This is a genomic window from Rhodopseudomonas palustris (genome assembly GCF_003031265.1).
Classification (GTDB): Bacteria; Pseudomonadota; Alphaproteobacteria; order Rhizobiales; family Xanthobacteraceae; genus Rhodopseudomonas; species Rhodopseudomonas palustris_H.
This window is the reverse complement of the sequence record NZ_CP019966.1, coordinates 4,889,363-4,915,114: the sequence shown is the minus strand read 5'-3', so window position 1 is coordinate 4,915,114 and position 25,752 is coordinate 4,889,363. Positions and strand designations below refer to the sequence as shown.

The following is a 25,752-nucleotide window of genomic DNA, read 5'->3' as shown; positions in this document are numbered from 1 at the left end:
TCCCCGGCAAAACACCGTCACGACGGGTGGACAGCGCCGCCGTGTCTGACTATAACCCGGCGCTCCCCCGGTTTCGAACCGGGCGGACGACGCCCAGGTAGCTCAGTTGGTAGAGCATGCGACTGAAAATCGCAGTGTCGGTGGTTCGATCCCGCCCCTGGGCACCATTTTATTGAAGACGTCCATTCCTTCAATAAGTTAAGCCCTATCAGTGTGGTAGACGGCCTGCTCCTCAGCAAAGGTATACGTCACGTTGACGAGGAGTCTCGGACCATCCTTCTTTCCGCCTTTCTGGATGGCAATGAGGGACGCCTTAGAGAAGCCGCGGAAGCTCGCCATTCGCCGAAGAGCGAGGGCCGCGCCAGCAACCGCGCAGCAGATCAATCTGTTCTAAGTAGCATAAGCTTGAGCGGACGGCTCAATCTCAGATTTGTGTACCAAGCGATGCCTGATCCCTAGGTTCGCCTCCAGAGAGTCTCGGAGCTTGAGCAATGCGCTCCATGCTTGCTTTGCGTCGATTTGAGAACGCTCTTGCATCGCCGCAATCAATCCGTTGAGTTCGGCTGCTCTCGGGGCGAGCCAATCCAGTTGTTCTTGCGTGAGCCCGGTTGTGCCTATGTTCCCAGACATTGTCGCCCCGAAGCGCTCCAAAATTCTCGTTCGCTTATTGCCATACAGCGCAAAAATCGCAGCTGTGCTGTTGTGCAGTTCGTCTAGCGCAGCGATTTCGTTGAATAGCTTGTCGTCAATTGAAAGTAAGAGCGCCATTTCTTCGGGCGCGAAATGAATCTCGTCTGTTCCACCCACAATCGGCTGAACGATTTGCCACGGAGCCCCAGTGAGCCCTTGTTTCTGGGCCTGCTCAAAGCAGCCTTGCAGGGCCTTGCCAAGATTCTCCAAGCTCGATGCCAGCTTTATCATCTTGAAGAGCAGAGAATACGCGCGGGCCTTACGTAAATCGAGTTTGTCTTCGTCTCGTTGCCTCTTCGCGGCATCCAGATTTCTCTTTTGGATGATGAAAGACACAACAGCACTGACGGTCGCGCCGAAAATCGAGCCGCCAAATGCGCTGATGATCGTCCACCACGTGATCCCGCCGGTCACCGCACCTGCAATTGCGCCCGCCTCAGCCGCCATCGATTTCCCACCGCCGCAACCCCAAAACTCTGGAGTTGTTATAGTGTTGCAATGCAACCAGGCAAGGTCTTCGCCACGCGACATTGCCCGTATGAATGTCCTACTCCGCAAATCCTCGGCCTAGAGCTCCTGGGCACCATTCCCCTTCGCTTCCGCACTCGCCTAGTCCAACATCGCTAACCCGCGTGCATCTTTGCCCGCGCTCGTAGCGTTACCAGTTGCGCTCGTTTCGCAAACTGCAGCAATCTGACACCGTCATAGCCGGTCTTTGTTTTGCGTCGCGGCGCTCACGGTCCTTACGCCTGCCAAGAGGTGGTGATGGAGGTGCTGGTCGTCGACGACGAGCCGGCGGTGCGCACGGTGCTGACTCTGGTGCTGAGCAAAGCCGGCCATCAGGTCACGGTGTTCGACAGCGGGGCTGCGGCGCTCGATTGGCTCGGCCGGAGCGATCCGGCGCTGGTGCTGATCGATCTCAGCCTGCCCAAGGTGCAGGACAAGAGCGTGCTGGCGGCGGTGCGCGCCGCGCGGCCGGCACTGCCGATCATCGTGATCAGCGGGATGCTGCCGGAATTCGATGCTGCGATGCTGAAGCGGGAAGGGATGACGGTCGAGAACGGCGTCTATTGCCTGGCCAAGCCGTTCACCGCCAAACAATTGCAGACGCTGATGGATGCCGCGCTGACGCCGGGCGACCGCGCGCCTGGATAGGCTCGGCTATTCCTGGACGACGTCGTCGCAGGCGGAGCAGCGGAACACGGTGCGCGGAGGATGTTGCAGCCGACGCGGCAAACGGCCGATCAGCTTCATTTCACCGCCGCACTTCTCGCAGCGGCGCTGAGCAGAATAATCGTGTTCGATATCGGACATCGGAGCGCTTGATGGTGATTGTAAAGTTTGCTTTACACCTTGCCCAAGTCATTGTCAGGTCCGATTTGTGTTCATTTTTTGGACGCTTCGCACCGTCCGAGAGTAAATTGGTTCCATGATACCTTCTGCGCTGATCTTCGACGTCGATGGGACCCTCGCGGAAACCGAAGAACTGCACCGTCAAGCCTTCAATGCCACCTTCGCGACCGAGCAATTGCCGTGGCATTGGGATGCGACGCTGTATCGCAAGCTGCTCGACGTCACCGGCGGCAAGGAGCGGATCGCTCACTTCCTGAAGTCGGAGCCGGAGGGCGCCGAGCGGGCGGCCGATCGGATCCCCGAACTGCACCGGGCCAAGACCGACCGCTACACCGCGCTGGTCGCCGCCGGCACCGCGCTGCGCCCGGGCGTGGCGCGGCTGATCCGCGAGGCCAAGGCGGCCGGCGTGAAGCTCGGCATTGCCACCACCACCAGCCTGCCGAATGTCGAGGCGCTGCTTCAGTCCTCGCTCGGGCCGGACGCGATGGCGCTGTTCGACGCGGTCGGGGCCGGCGACGTGGTGCCGGCCAAGAAGCCGGCGCCTGACATCTACCTCTATGTGCTCGATGCACTGAAGCTGCCGGCCGACGCTTGCGTCGCGTTCGAGGATTCCACCAACGGGGTGCGCGCCGCACGCGCCGCCGGGCTGCCGACCATCGTCACCCCGGGGCTCTATACCGAGGGCGACGACTTCCCCGGCGCGCTCGCAGTGCTGAGCGATCTGGGCGAGCCGGATGCGCCGTATCGGCATCTGGCCGGTGCGGGCGCGGGCGATGCCCTGGTGACGCTGGACGCGCTGGCGCGGTGGTGCCGCGCCGCCTGAGCCGCAGGGCGGCTGTCAGCGCGGCCGCACGATCTTGAACACGCCGTGCGCCAGGATGATGCAGCGGCGGTCGACGCTGACTTCGGTCGAGGTGAAGATCAGGCTGCGCGTGGTCCGCACCACCCGTGGCCGCGAGATCAGCAGGTCGCCGATCTCGGCGGCGTCGACGAAATGCGTGTCCATCTGCACCGTGGCGAGATGCGGCGCGCCGGACTGATCGCGCGCCGCAATGCCCGAGGTGCGGTCCGCCAGCGTCATCATCAGCCCGCCCTGCACCAGGCCGCGCTTGTTGCGGTGCTTGGCCGCGGTCGCGATCGCGTATTCGTTGGTGCCGTCGACGCAGCGGTGCCACAGCGGCCCGACCAGATCGATGAAGCCGTCGTCGTGGATCACGCTCCAACCGTCGGCCTTCATGCTGCGGGCGGTGGTGGTCTCGGTCATCGATCGCGTCTCCGTCGCCGCATGGCGTTGCGCGGCGGCAACGGTTTCCTCGTTCAGGCGCGCAGTGTAGTCAAGACGGATGAGCCACGCGCACGATGATGCCACCCGAGCCCTGATCGCCGCGCGCTGCGCGGCTTTTCCGCGCCACGACGACGGCCTGTCGCCGGCCGGACTGAAGCGCGCCGCGGTGGCGATCGCGCTGGTGGCGATGGAGGACGGCAGCGCGGCGTTCCTGCTGACGCGGCGCTCGCCGCGGCTGCGCTCCCACGCTTATCAATGGGCGCTGCCCGGTGGCCGCTGCGATGCCGGCGAGACCGCGCCTGAAACCGCGCTGCGGGAATTACACGAGGAGCTCGGCCTGGCGCTTCATGCCGGCGACGTGCTCGGCGTCCTCGACGACTATCCGACCCGGTCCGGCTATCTGGTGACCCCGGTGGTGGCGTGGGCTGCGGCGGCGGGGCCGCTGGCGCCGAACCCGGACGAAGTCGCCTCGGTGCATCACGTCGGCCTCGGCGAGATCGCGCCGCCGGATGTGTTCGACTTCACCTCGATCCCGGAGAGCGAACGCCGCGTGGTTCGGTTCCGCTACGAGGACGACTTCATCCACGCGCCGACCGCGGCGCTGATCTATCAGTTTCGCGAAGTGCTGGCCGGCCGCGTCACCCGCGTCGCCGATCTCGAACAGCCGGTGTTCGCCTGGAAGTAGCCTGCGCCGTGCGGTGGTGCACGCAAGCGAAACGACTTTCTCAAACAAACAATCGCCGGGTTCACAGCTTGTGATGCCCGGCGCAAGCTGTGGGGCAACGGTTCATTCACCCTATCGGGCGAGGATGCGGCATGGCTCATTCGATCATCCATCTCGCCCGGCTCGCGCCGGTTGCGCTGCTCGCTTTTGGATCCCACGCGCTCGCCCAGACCGCGGCGCCGCTGCCGTCGTCGGTGGCGAACGCGATGGCGCAAGCTGCCTCGCCGCAGGCGATCGCCGAATATCGCTACCGGCTGCAGCAGTATCAGGCCGCGCGCGCCGAATTCGAACGCGACGCCGGCGCCTATTGGGATGCGATCGCCGAGCGACGGCGCATCCGCAATGCCAAGCGCCGCACCGGCGAGCAGATCACGATGGACGACTACGTGCTGGTGCAGCCGCCGGTCTACACCGGGCCGAAGCGGCCGATCGATCCGGAGCCGTCGACCGAACCGCCACGCGAACGCAAGTCGCTGCCGGTGGTCGCCGACTTCGTGCGCGCCGCCGCCGAATACTATCAGTTCACGCCGCAGCGTCCGTCGAGCGAGGTCGAGTTCAAGCGCGCTTATGCCCGTGCCGCCCGCGAAGCCGGCCTGACCCGTGATCAGGCGGTGCGGGTCTATGCGTTCGAGACCGGCGGCAACGGCGATCACGACATGCAGTCGGGGCTCAGCAAGACGCGGCCCGGCTCGCGGCCGATCTCGACCGCGATCGGCTACAATCAGCTGCTCACCACCAACACTTTGGTGCTGCTGGCCGAGCAGGGCAATCAGATCATCAAGTCGCTCAGCGAGAAGGCCGCGACGCTGTCGGGGCCGCGGCGGCAGGCGCTCGACCGCAAGATCGCGGTGGTGAAGCGGATGGTGGCGTTCGCGCGCTCGATCCCGGGCAATTGGAGCGAGCACGAGAAACTCGGCCGCACCCCGCAGGGCTGGGGCGTGCACGCGCTGGTGCTCGACATCGATGTCGGCCCGCTGCTGCAGACCCACAAGCTGCTGACCTCGGTGGTGTTCGCGCAGCGCAAGGGTTATCCGGAGCGGCTCACCGCCGCCGAGCTCGAGATGATGAACCTCACCGGCGACAGCACCGGGCTCGACATGGTGACGATGCCGCAGGAGATGCGCGAGGTGGTACCGACCTCGAACTTCTTCCAGCGCTCCGGCTATGAGCGCAATCCGGTGGCGATCCGCCACAACACCGTGGCGAAGCTGCTCGCCGTCACCGACGCGCGGATGGACGCCAACAGCAACAATCCGGGCGCACGCGAACTGTTCGCCGCGTTCGAGACCAGCGCGCAGCGCTGAAGCGCGGTCGCGTTCGGCGCTACTGATCGGCGCCGAACTTGAAGTTGCCGTCGCCTTCGAGGAACGGCCCTGAGCGCATGTAAAGCTGGCCGTTGGCGCCGATAAAGAACAGCGTTTCGCGCGGTACCTTCCTGGCGCCCTTGAACAGCTCCTTGGCGTTGCTGGTGCCCATCTTGTAGGTCAGCGTTTTGCCGTCGCGGGTGTAGCCGTAGCCCTTGTCCGGGGCCAGCACCCACGGCTCGCCGGCGTCGGCGTGAGCGACCGACGTCAGCGCCGCAAGGCTCACGGCGGCGATCAGCAGGGTGGTGCGAAACGCGGTCATCGCTGAGGCTCCAACCAGAGCATGCCGGGCCGTGACAAACCGAGTCGGTCGACCATCGTGCCGCGCGGCCGTCTCTGAACAAATCACGAACGATCAGTTGCGGTCAACAATGCCGCATGCTGATGTCGGTCGGATGTCAGCGCCATTTGGTTCGACTTTGTGATTTTACCGATGTCGGCGCGCCGCTATGGTTCGGCCACCGAGTCGCCGTTCACGCGCGACGATCGCAGCGGGAGGACGACGATGCAGATGCAGGGCCTTTCGATCGGCGCGATGCTGATCGCCGGATTGGCTTCGTTGGCCGCAGCAGCGCCGGCCTCCGCCGACGAATACCGGCTCAGCAACAATCAGCGTATCTCCTGCAGCCGCGGCCTGAGCCCGGGCAAGCTGGTCACCGCCACCTGCCGGTCCTACGCGTATCTGTTCAACACCAAGACCTCGGAATACTTCCGCTGCGCCGTCAGCCTGGCGATGACGCGCGACAACAAGGAAGTGATCAACGTTCAGACTGACGGCGGCTGCTTCCGGCGGCCGCGGATCTTCGACGCCGATGGCGACTATCAGTTCGACGGCGCCGAGACCGAGCCGGCCAACACCAACGCGTTCTTCGGCGCCGGCGGCTATGTGGTGTGGGCCGCCGATACCAAGCAGCGCCGTGTCCGCGGCTGTGTCACCATCGCGTCGGGTCTCGGTGACGACGTCTCCAAGTGCCAGGAGATGACGTTCGACTGATGCGCGAACGCGCTCAGTCCTGCATCGCCACCGGACGCGCGTGTGCGGCGCGGGCGAATTTCTTCAGGCCCATCGGCTTGCCGAACAGATAGCCCTGCATCTTGTCGAAGCCGAGCTCGTGCGCGGCCTGGAAGTCGGCGCGGGTCTCGATTCCGGTCGCGGTGCAGCGTGCGCCGTAGTCGCCGGCGAGCTCGACGATCCGCTTGCACACCGTGCGCTTCAGCCGGTCATCGGCGCAGCCGGTGACGAACGAGCGGTCGACCTTCAGTTCGACGAACGGAAAGGTGTCGAGGTGCATCAGCGCCGGCCAGTCGGCGCCGACCTTGTCGATCGCGATCGCGACGTTGCGCAGCCGCAGCCGCCGGCCGATCTCGGCCATTTCGTCCAGATGGTCGACGATCTCGACGGCGTCGATCTCGATGATCAGCCCGCCGAACGCCGGATGCTGCGGCACCCAGGCTGACAGATCGTCGAGCGCGCGCTCATTGCCGAGGAAACTCACCGGCAGGTTGATCGACAGATCGATCGGGCCCTGATGGTCGAGCAGATAGTGCCAGTCGGCGATCGCGCGCTTGACCACGAACTCCGACAGCGCGCGGAAATGCGGATCGTTGCCGTCGGGCAGAAACGCCGACGGCGAGACCACGCCCCAGCTCGGATGCCGCATCCGCAATAGCGCCTCGGCGCCCTGCGGCGTCAGCGAATGCGCATCGACACAGCGCTGATACCACAGCTCCAGCCAACCGGCCTTCAGCGCCTCGGCGACGTCGATCTCCGGCTCGGGGGCCGGCTCCTGCGGCAGCAGCGGCGCGAGGCTAAGACTCAGCGTGTGGACGCTGAACGGCGTCGCCAACGGTGGTAGCATCCGCAAGCCGCGCGCGGCGCCGTGCTGGCGGATCGCGTCCGACATGATGGTCTCGCGCGGCGCGATCGTCAGCACGCTGCCGGTAAAACAGGTCGCCGCGAGCGTATCGAGAATCGCTTCCGCTTCGACGCCGTCGACGCTCGAACCGATCACCAGCAGGTCGGGCTGATGTTCGGCGAGCCGCGCCGGCAGTTCCAGCGCGCCGGCGCACTCCCCCGTCACGAATCGGAACTCCTCCAGCGCGTCGGCCAAAAAAGCGCGCAAGTGCGGCTTGCGATCGACGACACAGGCGCGCGGCGCCACCTTGCGGCGGCCGAAACCGCCTGCAGGTACGCACACTTCCGCTTCCGTCGTTGCTCTCATTGGTCCACCCCCCGAAATAACGCGCCAAACTTTAGGGGTTGGAGAGAGTTCAAAATGTGGAATTAAACCGAAACCCACACTAAGTCCCGGGTAGGGTTAAATGGATGCCTATGATTCAAATGCGATGTTTTGAAACGCGCACGATGTAATGGGTTTAGGTGTCACGCGTCGGGTGCAATCACGACGCCTCACGCCTTTGTCGAAGATCAAATTTGAACACGCTGCAATGAGTGCGACGTAGCTATAGCGGCGCAATTCCGGCGGTCTTCGCCACTTTCTCCCAGCGCGCGATTTCGGCCTCGACGTGACGCCGCATATCGTCGGGCGATCCGCCGCCCGGGTCAGCGCCGATGTCACGAAGTTTCGCCGTTCCGCTGTCGCTCGCGAGGAAGGCCGCAACCGTAGCGTTGAGGCTGCTGACGATTTCCGCCGGGGTGCCGCGCGGCGCCCCGATGGTGAACCAGGAGGCGGTCTCGTAGCCCGGTACGCCGGCTTCCGCGATGGTCGGCAGATGCGACAGCGGCGGCCAGCGCTTGGCGGTGGTCACCGCGAGCGGACGAATCTCGCCGGCCTCAAGCAGCGGTTTGGACGCCGGCAGATTGTCGATGGTGAGATGTACGCGGCCTTCGGCGAGGTCGCGCAGCATCGGCGCCGATCCTTTGTACGGCACCGCGGTGATCTCGACGCCGGTCATCGTCTTGAACAGTTCGGTCGACAGGTGCCCGGTCGAGCCGAGCGCCGAGACGCCGTAGAACAATTCGCGTGGGCGCGGCCGTGCGTAGCTGATCAGTTCGGTGACGCTGGTCACCGGCAGCGACTTGGTCACCGACAACAGGTTCGGTACGCGGGCAATCACGATCACCGGGGTGAAGTCGGTGGCCGGATCGTACCCCATGGTCCGATACACGAGGCGATTGGTGGCGTGGATGCCGGGCGTGCCGACGATGAAGGTGTAGCCGTCCGCCGGCACCTTGGCGACGTAGGAGGCGGCGATATTGCCGCTCTCGCCGCCGCGGTTGTCGATCACGAATGCCTGGCCGTAATGCTCCGAGAGACGGGTGGCGATCAACCGCGCCAGCATGTCGGTGGTGCCGCCGGCGGTGAACGGTACCACCAGCGTCACCTGCCGGGTCGGCCAATCCGCTGCGCGCGCCCGGTGTGGCAGCAGCGGCAGGGCGGCGATCGCGGCAGCTCCGCGCAGAACGCTGCGCCGGCTGATACGCGATCGCGGATAGAGGGGTTCGATCATCTCATCCCTTGGAGCATTGTCCCCGCGCTGCGGGCAGCGCGGCCGGCTACGTTGAGCGGCCAGCATGATCCTACGCGCGCGATTCGGCGAGGACCAGCGCGACCACACGCGGCGGCGCGCTCTCCTACGATCGTCGTTAGCGAGTGATGAGTCCGGGGCGGCCGGCTTCGACAACGAGCGAGCGGATCGTTGTTGCGGGGTGTCCGGGTACGGCGATGCTGTCGATCGCGCGGAAGTCCGCCAGCCATTGCTGCGGCGTCACGGTGTGCCGCGTGTAGCCGCGCTGGTCGCTGAAGAACTTCAGCTGCGGATTGTTGCGATGCATGGTGTCCATCGCCGCGTCGTCCGGTGGTGCGCCGCCGACCGATGAGATCGAGGTCGACAGAAACTCGACGCCGACGCACGGCGAGTTGGGATTTCGGGCGTCGCGATGCAGCTCGAGCGCCAGCGCTCGGTGCAGGTCGCCGCTCAGCACCACGGCGTTGGTGACCTTTGCTTCGTCGAGCATCGCGATCACCCGGTCGCGCGCCGCGGTGGCGCCGTTCCAGGTGTCGACATCGAACACCGGCTCGCCTTTGTCTTCGATCTTGGGAAAGCCGCGCCAGTCGAACGGCGCAAACAGCACCTGCTGCGCCAGCACCCGCCAGGTCGCGTCGCCCTGCTTCAGCCGCGTCGCGAGCCATTGCTCCTGTGCGGCGCCGAGCATGGTGCGGTCCGGCACGTCGGCCTCGGTGCAGCCCGCCAGGAATCCGTCGCCGCAAGGCTGGCGCGATCGATATTGCCGGGTGTCGAGCACCGCGACGTCCGCCAGTTTACCGAAGCGAAATCCGCGATACGCCTGCACGTCCGGTCCGCGCGGCCGCTGCGTCCGGCGCACCGGCATGTGCTCGTACCAGGCCTGCAGCGCCATCGCCCGGCGAAACAGGAACGCCTCGGGCGGCGTCTGCTTTGGATCGCTGTCGCTCGCCCAGTTGTTGGCGATCTCGTGATCGTCGAAGCTGATCAGGAACGGGCAGGCGGCGTGGGCGGCCTTCAGATCGGGATCGGATTTATACAGCGCGTAGCGGCGGCGGTAGTCGGTCAGCGTGTAGCAGGCCGGAAAGTCCTTCGGCATCGTGCGCGGCCATGGCGCGTCGTTCTTATCGGTGGCTGCGAAGCCGTATTCGTAGATGTAGTCGCCGTAGTGGAACACGAAATCGAGCTGATCCTCGGCGATCGCGCGCCACGCCGCATAGTAGCCGCCCTCCCAGCGCTGGCAGCCGGCCGAAGCAAAGCGGAGTTGTGGCAGCGTCGCGTCCGGTGCCGGCAAGGTGCGGGCGCGGCCGATCGGGCTGTCGGCGCCGCCGGCGCGGAAGCGATAGAAGTAGTCGCGTCCCGGCGCCAGGCCTTCGACCTCGACGTGCACCGAATGCGCCAGTTCGAGATAGGCGGTGGTGCGCTCGCTGCGCAGGATCCGGGTCATCGCCGGATCGTCGGCGATCTCCACCGTCACCTCGACCGGCTGGGCGCTCATTCCGCCGCGGGGCTTCAGCGGTTCCGGCGCCAGCCGCGTCCACAGCACGAAACCGTCCGGCGCCGGATCACCGGACGCGATGCCGAGCGTGAACGGATCGGTGGAGAATGAAACCGGCGTCGCTGCGCCGGAACTCGCCGGTACGATGCCGATCAGCCCGGCGCCGAGCGCACCGCGCAGCACGGTGCGGCGGTCGAGTGCGAACGGGTCAAAATGATCAGGCGGCATCGGTGGTACTCTTGCGAGGGCGTCTTGCGGGCTGCGGTTCGACGCAGCCTAGCAGCGCCGGATGAAACTCTCTCGACACCAAACTGCCGTATCACGTTCAACATCATCCGGGTTCCCGGATTGTGACCGGGCGGGTTTCTCGATAGCTTTTCGCGGTCGTGTCTCAGGTTTGGTCAGCATGAATATGGAAGATCTTTATCGGCTGCTGCGCACCAGCCACGTTCAGGCGCAAGGCATCGTCGATACGGTCGCCGATCCGATGCTGGTCCTGGACGCCAATCTGACCGTGCAGAATGCCAGCCGCGCGTTTTTCGAAACCTTCAAGGTCGATCGCTACGAGACGATCGGCCAGCCGCTGTTCGAACTCGGCAACGGCCAATGGGACATCCCCGAGCTGCGCCGGCTGCTGCTCGAGGTCATTCCCAAGGCGACGGCGGTGATCAACTACCAGGTCGATCACGTCTTCCCGGGCCTGGGGCCGCGGACGATGCTGCTGACCGCGCGCACGCTGGTGCATCCCGACAACGCCAGCCATTCGATGCTGCTGTCGATCGTCGATGCCACCGACCGGTTCCGGCGTGACGCCGCCAAGGATTTGCTGCTCGGCGAGATGCGGCACCGAATGAAAAATCTGTTCGGCGTGGTGCAGTCGCTGGCGCGGCAGACCACGACGGACGGGCGGACCGCCAAGCAATACAGGGACGACTTCCTCGGCCGCTTCGGCGCCTTGATGGAGGCCGAAGACCTGGCGTTCGTCACCCAGGACGAGACCGCGCTGCTCAAACTGCTGCAGCGAATCCTGGCGCCCTACAAGGGGGGCCCGGCGGTGATTGCGATCGAGTCCGGGCCCGCGGTGGTGCTCGCGCCGCGCTCGCTTGGCTCGCTCAGCCTCGTCCTGCATGAGCTCGCGACTAACGCCGCCAAATACGGCGCCCTGTCGGCGCCGGGCGGACAGGTGCGGGTGACCTGGGCGGTCGACGCCGGCAAGCAAGAACTGCGGCTGAGCTGGGTTGAAACTGGTGGCCCGGCGGTCACGCCGCCGGCCAGCACTGGTTACGGCACGGAGCTGATCCGCTCGGTGACAAGCTACAGCCTCGGCGGACGTTCGGAACTCGATTACGCCGTCGAGGGTTTACGGGCTGGGATCATCATCCCTCTGAGGAGTGAATCGCTCCCGAGTTGAAAGTGCATCGTGCAGAAGACGGTTCTGATCGTCGAAGACGAATTCTTGATCGCGATGGATCTGGTTAGGATGGTCGAAGGCGATGGCTGGAGGATCATCGGACCGGTCGCAACCGTGCAAGATGCACTTCGTTTGCTCGATGCCGAACTGCCCTCGGTGGCAATGCTCGACGTCAATCTCGGCAAGGAGCTGGTGACGCCGGTGGCGGAACGACTGAAGGCGCAGAACGTGCCGTTCGCGGTGGCCAGCGCCTATGACAAGCCGGAAAGCCATGGCGGTGACGTGCTGGCCGGCGTGCCGAATGTCGGTAAACCGGCCGCCGAACGACGGCTGCTGGCGATCTTGAAGCAGCTTACCGAGAGCTGACGTCTCCGCCAGAGAGACTTAGACGGTGGATGACACCGCGTCCGGCGCTGCGGCAGGCGTCGTCGCCGGCTGCTGTTGCCGTGTCTCCGGCATCAGCAGCAGGAACAGTACTAGCGCCGCGGCGGCGATGCCGGCCAGTGCAAGGAACGCTGCGCTGTAGCCGGCGCTGACCACGATCAGTCCGGCGAAGCCTGTCGACAGCGCGGCGCCGAGGCCGGCCGCGGTCGCGATCGCCCCCTGGCTGATGTTGAAATGCCCGGTGCCGTGGGTGAGGTCGGCCACCACCAGCGGAAACAGCGCGCCGAAGATGCCGGCGCCGACGCCGTCGAGCAGTTGCACTCCGACCAGCCAATACGGATTGTCGGACAGCGGATACAGTGCGCCGCGCAACGCCAGCACGGCGAGCGCCACCGCGAAGATCGGCTTGCGGCCCCAGACGTCGGCCTTGTGGCCGACCAGCGCCGCCACCGGCACCATCACCACCTGCGCGGCGACGATGCACACCGACATCAGCGTGGTGCCGAGGTTCTTGTTCACCAGCGCCAGTTTCTGTCCGACCAGCGGCAGCATCGCCGCATTGGCGAAGTGAAACAGCACGGTGGCGCCGGCGAAGATCAATAGCGGCCGGCAGGTCAGCAACACCTTGAAGCCGGACGGCTGATCGTGATGCGCGCCCGGCTCGTGATCGTCGCCCAAGCCTCGTGCGACGTGATCGTCGATCGCCGCGGCCGGGATCGACAGCGTGGCGACGATGCTGGCGAGTGCCATCGCGGCCATCAGCCAGAACACCACGCCGGGGCCGAACCCATAGGCGAACGCGCCGGCAAGCATCGCCGCCACCGCGTTGCCGGCGTGGTTGAAGGCTTCGTTGCGGCCGGTCCGGCGGGCGAAGGCGCGCGGTCCGACGATGCCGAGCGTCAGCGCCGCCACCGCGGGCGCGAAGATCGCGCCGGCCGCAGCCGCCAGCGCCTGGGTTGCCGCCACCAGGGCGAAACTGTTCAGCCACGGCAGCACCACCGATGCCGCGGTCACAACCAGCGCTGCGGCCACGATCAGCGCGCGCTTGGCGGTGGAGCGGTCGATCAATGCGCCGGCCGGGGTCTGGGCGGCGATACCGGCCGCCGCGGCGATCGACATCACCAGGCCGATCGACGCCTCATTCCAGTTCTGCACCGCCAGCAGATAGATCGCCAGGTACGGGCCGAGGCCGTCGCGCACGTCCGCGAGGAAGAAGTTCAGCGCGTCGAGCGGCCGCGCCAGGGGCTGGGGAGAGCTGGGCGGCACGCGAACCTCGTCGGCTGCATTGAACGGGAACGTACAATCCGCGCCGCCACCATCGGGTTCCGCGTCCCTTGGCCGGGACCGCCGATTTGACGGGTTGACCGCGGCGGTTCGGCCGGTCAGTTTTCCAAGCAACAACTTAAGGGAGAAAACTGTTCATGAAGGCCAGATTGTTTGGTGTCGCCGCGGCTGCGGTCATTGTCCTGGCGGCGCCGCAAGCCCGCGCTCAGCAGTTCGTCAACGTGCTGACCGGCGGCACCTCCGGCGTCTACTATCCGCTCGGCGTCGCGATTGCCAAGATTTACGGCGAGAAGATCCCCAACGTCAAAGCTCAGGTGCAGGCCACCAAGGCGTCGGTCGAGAACCTCAATTTGCTGCAGCAGGGCCGCGGCGAGATCGCGTTCTCGCTCGGCGACTCGCTGAAAGCCGCCTGGGACGGCGACGCCGAGGCCGGCTTCAAAGCCAAGCTCGACAAGCTGCGGGTGATCGGCGCGATCTATCCGAACTACATCCAGATCGTCGCCACCTCCGAAAGCGGAATCAAGACGCTGGCCGACCTGAAGGGCAAGAGCCTGTCGGTCGGCGCGCCGAAATCCGGCACCGAGCTGAATTCGCGCGCGATCCTGAAGGCCGCCGGCATGGACTACAAGGATCTCGGCAAGGTCGAGTATCTGCCGTTCGCCGAATCCGTCGACCTGATGAAGAACCGCCAGCTCGCCGCCACGCTGCAATCGGCCGGCCTCGGCGTCGCGTCGCTGAAGGACCTGTCGAACTCCTCCGACATCAACGTCGTGGCGGTGCCGAAGGAAGTGATCGCCAAGATCGGCCCGCCGTTCGTCGCCGAGACGATCCCGGCCGGCACCTACAAGGGCCAGGACAAGGACGTGCCGACCGCCGCCGTGGTCAACTATCTGGTGACCTCGAGCGCGGTGTCCGATGATCTCGCCTATCAGATGACCAAGCTGGTCTATGAATCGCTGCCCGAACTCGCCAGCGCCCACGCCGCCGGCAAGGGCATCAAGCTCGAAACCGCCGCCGCCGACAGCCCGGTCCCGCTGCACCCCGGCGCGATCAAGTATTTCAAGGAAAAGGGCGTGCTGAAGTAAGCGCGAGGTCCAACCTCGCGCGATATCGTCATGCGCGGGCTTGACCCGCGCATCCATCGCTTCCGAACAAGATGGATGGCCGGGTCAAGCCCGGCCATGACACTGAAATAATAAGCCACACAACAAACCACGCGGCGGGAACGGTCATCGATGTTGAAGCCTGAGGTTGCGGTCGAGCCGACGCCAGCGCCGGTCCATGTCGAGTTCGACAATTTCGAGCACGGCTTTCCGGCCGGGTTCGGGCCGCGCGGCTGGCGACACCTGGCCTATGCGGTGGCGATCGCCTTTGCCAGCTTCCAGCTCGTTATCGCGGCCTGGAACATCCTGCCGAGCCAGGTGGTGCGCGGCGTCCATGTCGGCTTCCTGTTGCTGCTGACCTTCGGGCTGATCGGCAACTTCACCGCGCGCACTGATTTCGGCCGCGCGGTGGCCTGGCTGATCGGTGCGGCCGGATTCTTCTGCGGCCTGTATCAGTGGATCTTCTATGCCGACCTGATCCAGCGCGACGGCGATCCGACCCACCTCGATCTCGCGGTCGGCACGCTGCTGGCGGTGCTGATCTTCGAGGGCACGCGGCGGCTGATGGGTCCGGCGCTGCCGATCATGTGCGGCGTGTGTCTGCTGTACTGGTTCTTCGGGCAGTATCTACCGGCGCCGTTCAATCACCGCGGCTACGATTTCGACCAGGTCGTCACCCATCTGTCGTTCGGCACCGAAGGCTTCTACGGCGTGCCGATCTACGTGTCGGCGACCTACATCTTCCTGTTCATTCTGTTCGGCTCGTTCCTCGAACGTGCCGGGATGATCCAGCTGTTCACCGACGTGTCGCTCGGCCTGTTCGGCCGCAGCCGCGGCGGCCCGGCCAAGGTCGCGGTGTTCGCCTCGGGCATGATGGGCACGATCTCCGGCTCCGGCGTCGCCAATGTCGTCACCGTCGGTCAGTTCACCATTCCGCTGATGATCAAGTTCGGCTACCGCCGCGCCTTCGCGGCCGGCGTCGAAGCCACCGCCTCGATGGGCGGCCAGATCATGCCGCCGGTGATGGGCGCGGTGGCGTTCATCATGGCCGAGACGCTCGGCGTCGACTACGCGGTGATCGTCAAGGCCGCGGTGATCCCGGCGATCCTGTATTTCGCTAGCGCGTTCTGGATGGTGCATCTCGAAGCCGGCAAGCACGGCCTGGTCGGGATGAAGAAGTCCGAGATCCCGAGCGCGTGGCGCGCCGCGGTCGATCGCTGGTACCTGATCCTGCCGCTGGCGGCGCTGGTGTTCATGCTGTTCGAAGGCTTCACGCCGCTCTACGCCGGCTCGATGGGCCTGGCGCTGACGGTGGCGCTGATCCTCGGCGCCTCGATCGTGCACGGTTTCTCCAACACCGTGCTGCGCTACGTGTTCTGGATCGGGCTGGCGCTGGTGGTCGGCGCCGCCTCGCATAACGGCCTCGATATCATGCGGATCGTGGTGATCGTCGCCGCGCTGGTGGCGATCGCCGCGATCACCCGCGGCGGCCGCGCCACGCTGCGCGCCTGCCGGGACTCGCTCGCCGACAGCGCCAAGTCGGCGCTCACCGTCGGCATGGCCTGCGCGATCGTCGGCACCATCATCGGCATGATGACGCAGACCGGCGTCGGCACCGTGTTCGGCACCTGGGTGATCGGGCTCGGCGAGCACAGCCTGTTCCTGGCGCTGGTGATGACGATGCTGCTGTCGATCCTGCTCGGCACCGGCATCCCGACGATCCCGACCTACATCATCACCGCGGCGCTGGCGGCGCCGGCGCTCGCCAAGCTCGGCGTGCCGCTGATCGTCAGCCACATGTTCGCGTTCTACTACGGCATCATGGCCGACCTCTCGCCGCCGGTGGCGCTGGCCGCACTCGCCGCGGCGCCGATCGCCCGCGAAAATCCGGACAAGATCGGCTGGGAGGCGATGCGGATCGCGCTCGCCGGCTACGTCATTCCGTTTATCGCGGTGTACTCGCCGGCCTTGATGCTGCAGCCCGGCGATCCGATGGCGGCCGAGCTCGGCTTCTACGGCGCGGTCGCCTACGCCACCTTCAAGGCGCTGATCGCGATCGGGCTGTTCGGCATGGTGTCGATCGGCTTTCTTTACACCCGGATGACCGTGATCGAGCGCATCGTCGCATTCGGTGCCAGCATCTGCCTGCTCGGCGAATTTCCCTACAGCGACTATGTCGGCTTCCTGATCACCGCGGTGCTGGTGGCGTGGCAGTGGCGGCAGCGGCCGCGTAATGCGGTGGCGGCCGCGTGAGCCTGTGCGTCGCCTCCGCCGGCGTCATCAAGACGCTGGTGGTCGCCACCTTCACGCTGGCCTGGACGCATTCGATCGAAAAGACCGAATGGCAGGAAGACTGGCGGGTGACGCCGCAGGGCCTCGAGCTGATCACTGCGCGCGTCAAAGGCAGCGGTGCCGGCATGGAGCCGGCTCCCGAGGCGCGGCTGGTCGATGGCTGGTTTCAATGGCACCCACATCGGCCGCCGCTGCGCGAGGTTGTGCTCGGCAACTCCGGCCTCGCTGGCGAGTGGCGGCTGTGCAGCGAAGGGAACTGCCGCAGGCTGTCCGAGATCGTCGGGCACCCCATCGGGGCGCAGCCGACCACGCTCAGCAGCTGCCCGGATTAGCCTCTCAGCGCATTGCTGCCGGTTGAATATCGCCCTCCTGATGCCGATTAATCGCTTGCGGCCACCGCCGAAGCACAGGCACACTGCGCCGCAATACAGATCGTTCGCTCGACGGGCGTTCGGCCGGAGAGGTGTCGCTAATGCAGCCGGTCGCGCACGCGAAGCGGAAATTTATTCTGTTGCTGATCAAACCGTCACATTACGACGATGACGGTTACGTCCTGCGCTGGTGGCGCGGGATCATTCCCTCGAACTCACTCGCCACGCTCTACGGCATCGCCGCCGACGTCGCCGCGCGCCAAGTGCTCGGTGCCGACGTCGAGTTCGAGATCGAGGCGATGGACGAGTTCAATACCCGGATCGACATTCCGGCGCTGCTCGAGCGCTTCGCCCGCAACGGCAATTTCGGCCTGGTGGGGCTGGTCGGGGTGCAGTCCAACCAATATCCGCGCGCGCTCGATATTGCCCGGCCGTTCCGGAAAAGCGGCGTGCCGGTGGTGATGGGCGGGTTTCACGTCTCCGGTTGCCTGGCGATGCTCGACGGCAAGGCGATCGGCCTCGACGACTGCCGCGACATGGGCGTGGCGATGTTCGCCGGCGAGGCCGAGGGCGGCCGGTTCGACGGCGTGCTGCAGGATGCCGCGGCCGGGCAACTGCAGCCGGTCTATAATTTCCTCAACGACCTGCCCGGGATCGAGGGCGTGCCGGCGCCGTATCTGCCGCTCGCCACCGTGAAGCGGACGCTCGGCCTGTCGACCAGCGTCGATGCCGGGCGCGGCTGTCCGTATCAGTGCTCATTCTGCACCATCATCAACGTGCAGGGCCGCAAGTCGCGCTACCGCACGCCCGATGATATCGAGGCGATGGTGCGCCGGAACTGGGCGCAGGGCATCAGCAAGTACTTCATCACCGACGACAACTTCGCCCGCAACAAGGACTGGGAAGCGATCCTCGACCGCCTGATCCAGATCCGCGAGACCGAAGACATTCCGCTCGGTTTCATGATCCAGGTCGACACGCTGTGTCACAAGATCCCGCGCTTCATCGAGAAGGCCAAGCGCGCCGGCGTGACGCGGGTGTTCATCGGGCTGGAGAATATCAATCCGGCCAATCTGCTCACCGCCAACAAGCGGCAGAACAAGATCACCGAATATCGCGCAATGCTGCTGGCCTGGAAGGACCACGGCATCATCACGCTGGCCGGTTACATCCTGGGCTTTCCGGCCGATACGCCGGAGTCGATCCGCGCCGATATCGACATCATCAAGCGTGAACTGCCGATCGACGTCATGGAGTTCTTCTGCCTGACGCCGCTGCCGGGTTCGGAGGATCACCAGACGCTGTGGCGCGCCGGCGTTGCGATGGACCCGGATCTCAACAACTACGACGTCGAGCACGTCTGCACCGCGCATCCGTTGATGTCGCGGTCCGAATGGGAAGCGATCTATCGCGAGGCGTGGAGCCGCTACTACACGCCCGACCACATCGAGACGCTGCTGCGTCGCGCCGCGGCGACCGGGATCAAGATCAGCAGCCTGGTCAAGCTGCTGGCGATCTTCTCCACCGCGATCCGGGTCGAGAATGTACATCCGCTGCAATGCGGCCTGTTCCGGCAGCGGCACCCGTCCGAGCGGCGGCCGGGTCTCGCCGCGCCGAGCGCGCTGCTGTTCTGGCCGCGTTTTGCGCTCGATAGCGTACGTAAAACCGGCGCCATTCTGGCTGCGTTCGCCAAAGTCGCGGCGATCGGCATCCGTGTCGCGCGCGATCCGCAGCGGCTGGCCTACACCGATCAGGCACTGACGCCGGTGTCGGACGACGATGCGGATTCGCTCGACCTCTTCACCCAGAGCGCCAGCGCCAAGCAGGCCGTCGCCCACCAGAAGAAGGTGTTTGATCTCACGCACGGGACGCCGTAATCAGCCCTCGTCGCGGGTGCCGAGTTGCCCGACGGCGAGGGCGGAGTAGGCCCGCGCCTGTGATGGCGCGGCCGTAGCGTGTAGTGGAACAGCAGAATATGCCACGACTTGAAGGCAAAACCGCGCTGGTGGTCGGCGCCGGTTCGATCGGACCCGGCTGGGGCAACGGCAAGGCGACCGCGGTGACGTTCGCGCGCGAGGGCGCGCAGGTGTTCTGCGTCGATCGCAATCTCGCGGCAGCCGAGGAAACCGTCGATATCATCAAGGCCGAAGGCGGCCGCGGCATTGCGTTCGCCGCCGATGTGTCGCGCGCCGCCGACGTCGAGGCGATGGTGGCGGCCTGCGTCAAGGCCTGGGACGGCATCGACGTGCTCGACAACAATGTCGGCATCGCCGAGACCGGCGGCGTCGTCGAAGTCGCCGAAGCCGATTGGGACCGCGTATTCGCGATCAACCTGAAGAGCGCCTATCTGGCGATGAAGTACGTCGTTCCGGTGATGCAACGTCAGGGCGGCGGATCGATCATCAACATCTCGTCGATCGCGTCGATCCGTTATCTCGGCATCTCCTATGTCAGCTACGCGGCCTCCAAGGCGGCGATGAACGCGCTGACCCGCAACACCGCGGTGGAATACGCCAAGGACCATGTCCGGGTGAACGCGATCCTGCCGGGGCTGATGAAGACCCCGATGGTGGCGCATTCCGCCGGCCTTGCGGCCAGTTATTCGGGCGGCGACGTCGACGCGATGTGGCGCGCTCGCGACGCCCAGGTGCCGATGGGCCACATGGGCGAAGCCTGGGACGTCGCCAACGCAGCGCTGTTCCTCGCCAGCGACGAGTCGAAATACGTCACCGGCATCGAACTGGTGGTCGACGGCGGCCTGACGCTGAAGGTGAACTGAGCAGCAGCGCTTTACGCTTCCCCACGTCATGGCCGGGTCAAGCCGGGCATGACGAAGAGGAATGAAACGACGCTGATTTGAAGTACGAAGCGGTAGTTCGATCGATGCGCGCTGTTCTCATTGCCGCGAGTTTCCTGATCGCCACGACGCTTGCTACGTCGCCCGCCTTCGCGACCGGTGGCGAGCCGCCGGACGATCCGACGGCCGATCCGGGGGCGTGCCTTGCTGCCGCGAGTAAGCCCGACGATCGCTACACCATCGCGCAGTGCAGCAAGGTGATCGACAGCCGCGAGACCGAGAAGGGCGAGCGCTGCAAGGCGCTGCTGGCGCGGGCCGCCGCTCATGCCCGGATCGGTCAGGTCGATCGGGCGATCGCCGATTATGACGACGCGCTGCGGGTCGATCCGAAGCAGCCCGATGCGCTCAATGCCCGCGGCGAGCTGTGGCGCGGCAAGGGTGACACCCGTAAGGCGCTGGCCGACTTCTCCGCTGCGCTGAAGCTGAAGCCCGACCACGTCGCGGCGCGCGCCAACCACAAGGCGCTGGCGCTGGAGGTCGAACGGGTCGGGGCCCAGCAGGCGGTCGCCGGCAAGCCGAGCTTCGACTGCCGCCGCGCCCGCAAGGCTGTGGACAAGGCGATCTGTGCCGATCCGGCGCTGGCCGATCTCGATCGCCGGATCGATGCGCTGTACCGACGGGCGCTCCGCGACAGCGCCGGCCAGCCCGCTGCCCTGCGGGCGCTGAAGCAGGCGCACGCTTCCTTCGTTGCCGCGCGCGAGGCCGGCTTCGGCCGCCCCGGCTACGATCTGCGTGCCGCGCTGGAAGCACGCCTGCGGCAATTGTCGGGCGCCAGCGGCAGCTAGACGCGCGGCGGCCCTCCGGCTGGTGCTTGCAACCCGTTGGCAGCTCGCCACAATGCCGCCCGGGCCGGACCGAACCAAAGGACGCGGCTTGATTAGGAACAAAGGCGGGGTTGCATGCCGCGCCTAAAAGCCGGACATGGCGGGCAAACCGCCTGAGATCCACGGGAGCGTGACGCCATGACTATCCATGACAAGAGCCGTTACCGCGAGGTTCATGCCCGCTCGCTGGCCGACCCGGAAGGGTTCTGGGGAGAGGTCGCGCAGAGCATCGACTGGATCGAGCCGCCGAAGAAGGTGTTCGATCCCTCGCTCGGCCTGTATGGCCGCTGGTTTCCCGGCGCCAAGGTCAACACCTGCTACAACGCGCTCGACCGCCATGTCGCCGGCGGCCGCGCCGATCAGCTCGCGCTGATCCACGACTCGCCGCTGACCGGCACGGTGAGCAAGTACACCTACGCCGAGATGCTGCGCGAAGTGCAGACGCTCGCCGCGATCATGCAGGACTTCGGCGTTCAGAAAGGTGACCGCGTCATCCTCTATATGCCGATGGTGCCGGAATCGATGGTGGCGATGCTGGCCTGCGCCCGCATCGGCGCGGTGCATTCGGTGGTGTTCGGTGGCTTCGCCGCCAAGGAGCTCGCCACCCGCATCGAAGACGCCAAGCCGAAGCTGATCCTGTCGGCGAGCTGCGGCATCGAGCCGGGCCGCATCGTCAAGTACAAGCCGCTGCTCGATGAAGCGATCGAGCTTGCGTCGGTGAAGCCGGAGGCTTGTATCATCCTGAAGCGGCCGCAGCAGGATTGCGAGCTGAAGGCGGGCCGCGATCACGACTGGGCGACCTTGCGCGAGCAGGCGATGTCCGCCGGCAAGAAAGCCGACTGCGTCGCGGTCGATGCCACCGACCCGCTCTACATTCTCTACACCTCCGGCACGACCGGTAAGCCGAAGGGCGTGGTCCGCGATAACGGCGGCCATCTCGTCGCGCTGAAATGGACGATGGAAAACCTCTACGGCATCAAGCCGGGCGAGGTGTGGTGGTGCGCCTCCGACATCGGCTGGGTGGTCGGCCACAGCTACATCATCTACGGCCCGCTGATCCACGGCGCGACCTCGATCATGTATGAAGGCAAGCCGGTCGGCACCCCGGATGCCGGCGCGTTCTGGCGGGTCATTTCCGAGCACGGCGCGGTGGCGCTGTTCACGGCGCCGACCGCGTTCCGCGCCATCCGCAAGGAAGACCCGGATGGCAGCTTCATCCGCAAATACGACCTGTCGAAGTTGCGCACGCTGTTCCTGGCCGGCGAGCGCGCCGACCCGCCGACAGTGGAGTGGGCCGAGCAGCAGCTCAAGGTGCCGGTGATCGATCACTGGTGGCAGACCGAAACCGGCTGGTGCATCGCCGGCAATCCGGTCGGCCTCGGCCTGCTGCCGGTCAAGCACGGTTCGCCGACGGTGCCGATGCCCGGCTACAAGCTTGAAGTCGTCGACGAGGGCGCCAAGCCGGTGCCCGCCGGCTCCATGGGCTCTATCGTGATCAAGCTGCCGTTGCCGCCCGGCAACCTGCCGACGCTGTGGCAGCAGGACGAGCGTTGCCGCGAGAGCTACTTCGCCGACTATCCCGGCTACTACAAGACCTCCGACGCCGGCTATGTCGACGAAGACGGCTATGTCTTCGTGATGGGCCGTACCGACGACATCATCAACGTCGCCGGCCACCGGCTGTCGACCGGCGGCATGGAGGAGATCCTCGCCTCGCATCCGGACGTCGCCGAATGCGCCGTGCTCGGCATCAACGATCCGATCAAGGGCGAGGTGCCGTGCGGCCTGATCGTGCTGAAGACCGGCGTCGACCGCGACCCGGCCGAGATCGAGAAGGAGATCGTCAAGCTGGTGCGCGACAAGCTCGGCCCGGTCGCGGCGTTCAAGCTCGCGATCACCGTGCCGCGGCTGCCGAAGACTCGTTCGGGTAAGATCCTGCGCGGCACCATCAAGAAGATCGCCGACGGCGATGCCTGGACGATGCCGGCCACGATCGAAGACCCGACCGCGCTCGACGACATCTCCTCGGCGCTGAAGAGCCACAGCTGAGCCAGCTCGGAATTGCGGACTTACAAAGTCCGCAATTCCGGTTAGACAAAGCCTCGCAACGTCATTCCGGGGGGCGCGTGTAACGCGCGACCCGGAATCCCGATGTTGTTGCCACGAGATTCCGGGTTCGCTCGCTTCGCAAGCGCCCCGGAATGACCCGTGCTCTGGGGACCTTTGATGCCGTCAACCGCAAAACGCCTGCTCGCCCTCTCTGTCGTCGCCCTTGCGCTCGCCGGCTGCGCAAGCCGCAACGATGCTCCGGCGGACATCGGCGACGACGACGCCTACTGCCGGCAGAACGGCGTGGTTGCAGGATCGTCCGAATACGTCGCGTGCCGGAAGGATCGGGACGTCCAACGCTCCAACGCCATCACCCGTGCGAATCGCGCCCAGCGCAATCTCGGCGAGTACATGATGCGCAATCCGGAACGTCCGTAAGCCTCTGCGGCACTTGCGCTTTGTGCACGGAGTCGGGGATTTCCCGCGCGAACCGATATCGCTTTGCCCGTGGCAGGACGTCAATCTGTGACCGGAAAGTCACGCGCGTCGCAATGACGCAGCGGCCGCCTCCCGATTTGATTCAGATCAAATCTTCTTAGCCCCCGGCGGCATCTGTGCACCTTGAGCGTGGGTTTCCCGCTCACGCGACCGAGCTTCAAAAGGGGCATCTATGACCAAGTTTCTGACCGCAGTGTCGGCGCTGGCTTTGGCGGCGGCATTCAACCTCGTGTCGGCCAATGCCGACGCCGCCGATCTCGCCACCCGCCCGATCTACAAGGCGCCGGTTGTGGAGGAATCCAGCCCGTGGATGATCCGCCTGCGCGCGCTGGGCGTGGTCGCCCGTGACTCGGGCTACGTTGATCAGGTGCCCGGTTCGGCGTTGAAGACCTCCGATGCTGTGGTACCCGAACTCGACATCACCTACTTCTTCACCAAGAACATTGCCGCTGAATTGATCCTCGGCGTCACCCGTCACACCGTCGCTTTCTCCAGCGCACCTGGCGTGGACGTGGGTAAGGCCTGGCTGCTGCCGCCGACCCTGACCCTGCAGTATCACTTCACCGACTTCGGCGCGTTCAAGCCGTATGTCGGCGCCGGTGTGAACTACACCTTCTTCTTCAGCCAGAGCGCTGCAGGTGGCCTCGTCACCGACAGCCATCTCAAGGACGCGTTCGCTCCGGCGGTCCAGATCGGCTTCGACTACATGTTCGACAAGCACTGGGGTTGGAACGTCGACGTCAAGAAGCTGTGGCTGCGCCCCGAGTGGAACGGCGTCGCCGGCGGCAATGTCGTGACCGGCAAGGTCAACCTCGATCCGTGGCTGATCGGCACCGGCATCACCTACCGGTTCTGAGCTTTTCGGCTTCAACACCAGGCGCGGGGCGGAGCGATCCGCCTCGCGCTTTTCATTTGGATGCAGCCTGCCGCAGCATTGCGCGCACGCCGCATTCCTGCTTTGGCTTTGCGCCAACGAAACGAGGAACCGACATGAGCATCGAAGTCAGGGACTGCAACGGCGCGCTGCTCGCCGATGGCGACAACGTCTCCCTTATCAAGGACCTGAAGCTGAAGGGCTCGTCGACCGTGCTGAAGCGCGGCACGATGATCCGCGGCATTCGCCTCACCGACAGCGAAGACGAAATCGAAGGCCGCACCGACAAGATCAAGGGCCTGGTGCTGCGCACGGAGTTCTTGAAGAAGGCGTGAGGGAGCGCCCGGTGCGGGGCGTTTGCCACGATCGCTTAGTGCAGCGATTGACCGTCGGCACAGGCTTGGCTGTACACCATTACGGCACGCAGCCTTTCCAATTCCGCCTCGAGATGTTCGTTGACCTGCATCAGCGCGCGGAGCGCGTCATGCAGGCTGCCGCCGTTTTCGGCGACGATCCGGTCGATCTGTTGATCCAGTCTGCTCGGCATCGGGTCACTCACTGATAGTCGACACGTCACGGAACCGAAATCCGATCTTCCGATTGGGGCGGAAGTTGCGTGCGAATACGGCGCGATTGCGATGGCAGGAAGTTGTCGCCGTTGTCCCCACGGCGACCCAAGGAAGTAACGACTTTAGAGGATGCATGCCAGGAACGGGTTAGGCGTCAGCGCGTACCGATGCGTTGGTGTCGTGGCCAGAAACCGGCAAAATGAGCCACGTCCGCCATCCCCGTTGCGGCCGGTTGTCACCCGGCATGCGCAAGGAGAACGCCGAACCGGCGGGGACGTTCCTCAAGCGAAAACCGGTTATGTCTCGACGTACTCCGCCAGACTGGTTGGAGCAGGGACGGGCAGGCCATCTTCCTTCAGGCCCTCGATGTGAAACCGGATCGCTTCGCGGATCTCAAACTCGACGGCAGCGACGCTGTCGCCGGTGGCCACACAGCCGGGCAGATCAGGCACATAGGCAGAGTAGTTGCCCTCTGCTTTTTCGATCACCACCGCGTAGCGCATCAGCGCTGCTCCTTCAAACCAGCCTGTTTCAGGATACTGGCAAACGTGCCCGGAGCAAGATCGTCGGATGGTTTGCCGGCGATGGTGACCCGGCCAGGCTTCCAGGGATGCTTGAACTGCCGGTGACTTCCTCGGGTGGCGATGTGGATCCACCCGTCGGCTTCGATCAGCAGAATGACGTCTCGAACCTTCATCGGTTGGCCCCTGCCGGCTGGACCAAATTAGCCTAGATCTCGCCCCGCGACCTGCTGCTTTGGTCGCAATCTCGCCCCGTCCGCAGCCCCTTGACTCCGCACGGCCGGGGTGGTCGTCTCCGGTCCATGCGCACGTTCC

The 25,752-nt window shown here is 65.4% G+C and carries 28 protein-coding genes and 1 tRNA gene; 18 read left to right on the top strand and 11 right to left on the bottom strand.

Annotation, left to right across the window (positions count from 1 at the left end; translation table 11 throughout):
- Positions 1-91 precede the first annotated feature (91 nt).
- Positions 92-167 (top strand) — tRNA-Phe (locus RPPS3_RS22815).
- 223 nt (positions 168-390) lie between these two features.
- Here RPPS3_RS22815 and RPPS3_RS22810 read toward each other — a convergent pair.
- Positions 391-1,137, bottom strand: a complete 747-nt coding sequence (locus tag RPPS3_RS22810) for a hypothetical protein (protein WP_107346083.1) — start codon at positions 1,135-1,137, stop codon at positions 391-393.
- A gap of 318 nt (positions 1,138-1,455) precedes the next feature.
- On the opposite strand from RPPS3_RS22810, the gene RPPS3_RS22805 reads away from it, so the two are divergent.
- Complete coding sequence (locus tag RPPS3_RS22805; RefSeq protein ID WP_107346742.1) at positions 1,456-1,845, top strand: response regulator; 390 nt, start codon at positions 1,456-1,458, stop codon at positions 1,843-1,845.
- A gap of 6 nt (positions 1,846-1,851) precedes the next feature.
- Here the strand turns inward: RPPS3_RS22805 and RPPS3_RS24550 are convergent, their stop codons facing one another.
- A complete protein-coding gene (locus RPPS3_RS24550) occupies positions 1,852-2,004 on the bottom strand; it encodes a hypothetical protein (RefSeq protein ID WP_159060705.1) in 153 nt (50 codons plus the stop codon).
- A gap of 115 nt (positions 2,005-2,119) precedes the next feature.
- Here RPPS3_RS24550 and RPPS3_RS22800 point away from each other — a divergent pair, with 115 nt between their 5' ends.
- Complete coding sequence (locus RPPS3_RS22800) at positions 2,120-2,866, top strand: HAD-IA family hydrolase (RefSeq protein ID WP_107346082.1); 747 nt, start codon at positions 2,120-2,122, stop codon at positions 2,864-2,866.
- A 15-nt stretch (positions 2,867-2,881) separates the two neighbouring features.
- Here RPPS3_RS22800 and RPPS3_RS22795 read toward each other — a convergent pair whose 3' ends face one another.
- Positions 2,882-3,307, bottom strand: coding sequence for a PaaI family thioesterase (locus tag RPPS3_RS22795; protein ID WP_104512854.1), 426 nt, complete (start codon positions 3,305-3,307; stop codon positions 2,882-2,884).
- A 79-nt stretch (positions 3,308-3,386) separates the two neighbouring features.
- On the opposite strand from RPPS3_RS22795, the gene RPPS3_RS22790 reads away from it, so the two are divergent.
- A complete protein-coding gene (locus tag RPPS3_RS22790) occupies positions 3,387-4,013 on the top strand; it encodes an NUDIX hydrolase (protein WP_107346081.1) in 627 nt (208 codons plus the stop codon).
- A 131-nt stretch (positions 4,014-4,144) separates the two neighbouring features.
- On the top strand, positions 4,145-5,356 hold the full coding sequence (locus RPPS3_RS22785; RefSeq protein WP_107346080.1) for a hypothetical protein: 1,212 nt from the start codon (positions 4,145-4,147) through the stop codon (positions 5,354-5,356).
- Between the two features lie 19 nt (positions 5,357-5,375).
- On the opposite strand, the gene RPPS3_RS22780 is transcribed toward RPPS3_RS22785, so the two are convergent.
- Positions 5,376-5,678 (bottom strand): hypothetical protein, encoded by a 303-nt coding sequence (locus RPPS3_RS22780; protein ID WP_107346079.1) that lies wholly within the window; start codon positions 5,676-5,678, stop codon positions 5,376-5,378.
- 273 nt (positions 5,679-5,951) lie between these two features.
- Between RPPS3_RS22780 and RPPS3_RS22775 the strand changes: the two genes are divergently transcribed.
- On the top strand, positions 5,952-6,410 hold the full coding sequence (locus RPPS3_RS22775; protein ID WP_234820249.1) for a hypothetical protein: 459 nt from the start codon (positions 5,952-5,954) through the stop codon (positions 6,408-6,410).
- Between the two features lie 13 nt (positions 6,411-6,423).
- On the opposite strand, the gene RPPS3_RS22770 is transcribed toward RPPS3_RS22775, so the two are convergent.
- The 3 genes from RPPS3_RS22770 to RPPS3_RS22760 form a co-directional block, all read right to left on the bottom strand.
- Positions 6,424-7,638, bottom strand: coding sequence for an EAL domain-containing response regulator (locus tag RPPS3_RS22770; RefSeq protein ID WP_107346078.1), 1,215 nt, complete (start codon positions 7,636-7,638; stop codon positions 6,424-6,426).
- A 241-nt stretch (positions 7,639-7,879) separates the two neighbouring features.
- Positions 7,880-8,887, bottom strand: a complete 1,008-nt coding sequence (locus RPPS3_RS22765; RefSeq protein WP_107346077.1) for a Bug family tripartite tricarboxylate transporter substrate binding protein — start codon at positions 8,885-8,887, stop codon at positions 7,880-7,882.
- A 136-nt stretch (positions 8,888-9,023) separates the two neighbouring features.
- A complete protein-coding gene (locus RPPS3_RS22760; protein ID WP_199852170.1) occupies positions 9,024-10,628 on the bottom strand; it encodes an alkaline phosphatase D family protein in 1,605 nt (534 codons plus the stop codon).
- Positions 10,629-10,806: 178 nt separating this feature from the next.
- Between RPPS3_RS22760 and RPPS3_RS22755 the strand changes: the two genes are divergently transcribed.
- Together RPPS3_RS22755 and RPPS3_RS22750 are read left to right on the top strand one after the other, a co-directional pair.
- Positions 10,807-11,811 carry an HWE histidine kinase domain-containing protein gene (locus RPPS3_RS22755; protein WP_107346076.1) on the top strand — a complete coding sequence of 335 codons (1,005 nt, stop codon included), beginning with the start codon at positions 10,807-10,809 and terminating at the stop codon, positions 11,809-11,811.
- Positions 11,812-11,820: 9 nt separating this feature from the next.
- A complete protein-coding gene (locus tag RPPS3_RS22750; RefSeq protein WP_107346075.1) occupies positions 11,821-12,177 on the top strand; it encodes a response regulator in 357 nt (118 codons plus the stop codon).
- A gap of 18 nt (positions 12,178-12,195) precedes the next feature.
- On the opposite strand, the gene RPPS3_RS22745 is transcribed toward RPPS3_RS22750, so the two are convergent.
- On the bottom strand, positions 12,196-13,461 hold the full coding sequence (locus RPPS3_RS22745; protein ID WP_107346074.1) for an MFS transporter: 1,266 nt from the start codon (positions 13,459-13,461) through the stop codon (positions 12,196-12,198).
- A 155-nt stretch (positions 13,462-13,616) separates the two neighbouring features.
- On the opposite strand from RPPS3_RS22745, the gene RPPS3_RS22740 reads away from it, so the two are divergent.
- From RPPS3_RS22740 to RPPS3_RS22695, 10 genes are all read left to right on the top strand, one after another.
- On the top strand, positions 13,617-14,564 hold the full coding sequence (locus RPPS3_RS22740) for a TAXI family TRAP transporter solute-binding subunit (RefSeq protein WP_107346073.1): 948 nt from the start codon (positions 13,617-13,619) through the stop codon (positions 14,562-14,564).
- 150 nt (positions 14,565-14,714) lie between these two features.
- A complete protein-coding gene (locus RPPS3_RS22735) occupies positions 14,715-16,835 on the top strand; it encodes a TRAP transporter permease (RefSeq protein ID WP_107346072.1) in 2,121 nt (706 codons plus the stop codon).
- Positions 16,832-17,206, top strand: a complete 375-nt coding sequence (locus tag RPPS3_RS22730; RefSeq protein WP_107346071.1) for a DUF1850 domain-containing protein — start codon at positions 16,832-16,834, stop codon at positions 17,204-17,206. The genes RPPS3_RS22735 and RPPS3_RS22730 overlap by 4 nt, the downstream gene beginning before the upstream one ends.
- 140 nt (positions 17,207-17,346) lie before the next feature.
- Positions 17,347-19,122, top strand: coding sequence for a B12-binding domain-containing radical SAM protein (locus RPPS3_RS22725; protein WP_107346070.1), 1,776 nt, complete (start codon positions 17,347-17,349; stop codon positions 19,120-19,122).
- A 98-nt stretch (positions 19,123-19,220) separates the two neighbouring features.
- Positions 19,221-20,024, top strand: coding sequence for an SDR family NAD(P)-dependent oxidoreductase (locus RPPS3_RS22720; RefSeq protein ID WP_107346069.1), 804 nt, complete (start codon positions 19,221-19,223; stop codon positions 20,022-20,024).
- A 104-nt stretch (positions 20,025-20,128) separates the two neighbouring features.
- Complete coding sequence (locus RPPS3_RS22715) at positions 20,129-20,887, top strand: tetratricopeptide repeat protein (RefSeq protein WP_107346068.1); 759 nt, start codon at positions 20,129-20,131, stop codon at positions 20,885-20,887.
- Positions 20,888-21,064: 177 nt separating this feature from the next.
- Entirely contained in the window at positions 21,065-22,975 is a 1,911-nt protein-coding gene (locus RPPS3_RS22710) for a propionyl-CoA synthetase (RefSeq protein ID WP_107346067.1), read from the top strand.
- 177 nt (positions 22,976-23,152) lie between these two features.
- Complete coding sequence (locus RPPS3_RS22705; RefSeq protein WP_107346066.1) at positions 23,153-23,413, top strand: hypothetical protein; 261 nt, start codon at positions 23,153-23,155, stop codon at positions 23,411-23,413.
- A gap of 232 nt (positions 23,414-23,645) precedes the next feature.
- Complete coding sequence (locus tag RPPS3_RS22700) at positions 23,646-24,329, top strand: OmpW/AlkL family protein (protein WP_107346065.1); 684 nt, start codon at positions 23,646-23,648, stop codon at positions 24,327-24,329.
- 134 nt (positions 24,330-24,463) lie between these two features.
- The gene (locus RPPS3_RS22695; RefSeq protein ID WP_011160033.1) at positions 24,464-24,682 is read left to right on the top strand and encodes an alkylphosphonate utilization protein; all 219 of its coding nucleotides are present in this window, start codon (positions 24,464-24,466) and stop codon (positions 24,680-24,682) included.
- A gap of 35 nt (positions 24,683-24,717) precedes the next feature.
- Here RPPS3_RS22695 and RPPS3_RS24695 read toward each other — a convergent pair whose 3' ends face one another.
- The 3 genes from RPPS3_RS24695 to RPPS3_RS22685 form a co-directional block, all read right to left on the bottom strand.
- Entirely contained in the window at positions 24,718-24,894 is a 177-nt protein-coding gene (locus RPPS3_RS24695) for a hypothetical protein (protein ID WP_199851773.1), read from the bottom strand.
- Between the two features lie 318 nt (positions 24,895-25,212).
- Entirely contained in the window at positions 25,213-25,419 is a 207-nt protein-coding gene (locus tag RPPS3_RS22690; RefSeq protein WP_107346064.1) for a type II toxin-antitoxin system HicB family antitoxin, read from the bottom strand.
- On the bottom strand, positions 25,419-25,613 hold the full coding sequence (locus tag RPPS3_RS22685) for a type II toxin-antitoxin system HicA family toxin (protein WP_107346063.1): 195 nt from the start codon (positions 25,611-25,613) through the stop codon (positions 25,419-25,421). Before RPPS3_RS22685 ends, RPPS3_RS22690 begins: the two co-directional genes overlap by 1 nt.
- Positions 25,614-25,752 lie beyond the last annotated feature (139 nt).

What these genes read in the sequence shown, in the direction of transcription:
- RPPS3_RS22775 (WP_234820249.1), top strand. Translation starts at nt 5,952, where the DNA reads ATGCTGATCGCCGGATTGGCTTCGTTGGCCGCAGCAGCGCCGGCCTCC.
- RPPS3_RS22780 (WP_107346079.1), bottom strand. Translation starts at nt 5,678, where the DNA reads ATGACCGCGTTTCGCACCACCCTGCTGATCGCCGCCGTGAGCCTTGCG.
- RPPS3_RS22715 (WP_107346068.1), top strand. Translation starts at nt 20,129, where the DNA reads ATGCGCGCTGTTCTCATTGCCGCGAGTTTCCTGATCGCCACGACGCTT.
- RPPS3_RS22695 (WP_011160033.1), top strand. Translation starts at nt 24,464, where the DNA reads ATGAGCATCGAAGTCAGGGACTGCAACGGCGCGCTGCTCGCCGATGGC.
- RPPS3_RS22760 (WP_199852170.1), bottom strand. Translation starts at nt 10,628, where the DNA reads ATGCCGCCTGATCATTTTGACCCGTTCGCACTCGACCGCCGCACCGTG.
- RPPS3_RS22720 (WP_107346069.1), top strand. Translation starts at nt 19,221, where the DNA reads ATGCCACGACTTGAAGGCAAAACCGCGCTGGTGGTCGGCGCCGGTTCG.
- RPPS3_RS24695 (WP_199851773.1), bottom strand. Translation starts at nt 24,894, where the DNA reads ATGCCGAGCAGACTGGATCAACAGATCGACCGGATCGTCGCCGAAAAC.
- RPPS3_RS24550 (WP_159060705.1), bottom strand. Translation starts at nt 2,004, where the DNA reads ATGTCCGATATCGAACACGATTATTCTGCTCAGCGCCGCTGCGAGAAG.
- RPPS3_RS22710 (WP_107346067.1), top strand. Translation starts at nt 21,065, where the DNA reads ATGACTATCCATGACAAGAGCCGTTACCGCGAGGTTCATGCCCGCTCG.
- RPPS3_RS22770 (WP_107346078.1), bottom strand. Translation starts at nt 7,638, where the DNA reads ATGAGAGCAACGACGGAAGCGGAAGTGTGCGTACCTGCAGGCGGTTTC.
- RPPS3_RS22725 (WP_107346070.1), top strand. Translation starts at nt 17,347, where the DNA reads ATGCAGCCGGTCGCGCACGCGAAGCGGAAATTTATTCTGTTGCTGATC.
- RPPS3_RS22700 (WP_107346065.1), top strand. Translation starts at nt 23,646, where the DNA reads ATGACCAAGTTTCTGACCGCAGTGTCGGCGCTGGCTTTGGCGGCGGCA.
- RPPS3_RS22685 (WP_107346063.1), bottom strand. Translation starts at nt 25,613, where the DNA reads ATGAAGGTTCGAGACGTCATTCTGCTGATCGAAGCCGACGGGTGGATC.
- RPPS3_RS22810 (WP_107346083.1), bottom strand. Translation starts at nt 1,137, where the DNA reads ATGGCGGCTGAGGCGGGCGCAATTGCAGGTGCGGTGACCGGCGGGATC.
- RPPS3_RS22755 (WP_107346076.1), top strand. Translation starts at nt 10,807, where the DNA reads ATGAATATGGAAGATCTTTATCGGCTGCTGCGCACCAGCCACGTTCAG.
- RPPS3_RS22765 (WP_107346077.1), bottom strand. Translation starts at nt 8,887, where the DNA reads ATGATCGAACCCCTCTATCCGCGATCGCGTATCAGCCGGCGCAGCGTT.
- RPPS3_RS22735 (WP_107346072.1), top strand. Translation starts at nt 14,715, where the DNA reads ATGTTGAAGCCTGAGGTTGCGGTCGAGCCGACGCCAGCGCCGGTCCAT.
- RPPS3_RS22690 (WP_107346064.1), bottom strand. Translation starts at nt 25,419, where the DNA reads ATGCGCTACGCGGTGGTGATCGAAAAAGCAGAGGGCAACTACTCTGCC.
- RPPS3_RS22805 (WP_107346742.1), top strand. Translation starts at nt 1,456, where the DNA reads ATGGAGGTGCTGGTCGTCGACGACGAGCCGGCGGTGCGCACGGTGCTG.
- RPPS3_RS22705 (WP_107346066.1), top strand. Translation starts at nt 23,153, where the DNA reads ATGCCGTCAACCGCAAAACGCCTGCTCGCCCTCTCTGTCGTCGCCCTT.
- RPPS3_RS22800 (WP_107346082.1), top strand. Translation starts at nt 2,120, where the DNA reads ATGATACCTTCTGCGCTGATCTTCGACGTCGATGGGACCCTCGCGGAA.
- RPPS3_RS22790 (WP_107346081.1), top strand. Translation starts at nt 3,387, where the DNA reads ATGAGCCACGCGCACGATGATGCCACCCGAGCCCTGATCGCCGCGCGC.
- RPPS3_RS22795 (WP_104512854.1), bottom strand. Translation starts at nt 3,307, where the DNA reads ATGACCGAGACCACCACCGCCCGCAGCATGAAGGCCGACGGTTGGAGC.
- RPPS3_RS22785 (WP_107346080.1), top strand. Translation starts at nt 4,145, where the DNA reads ATGGCTCATTCGATCATCCATCTCGCCCGGCTCGCGCCGGTTGCGCTG.
- RPPS3_RS22740 (WP_107346073.1), top strand. Translation starts at nt 13,617, where the DNA reads ATGAAGGCCAGATTGTTTGGTGTCGCCGCGGCTGCGGTCATTGTCCTG.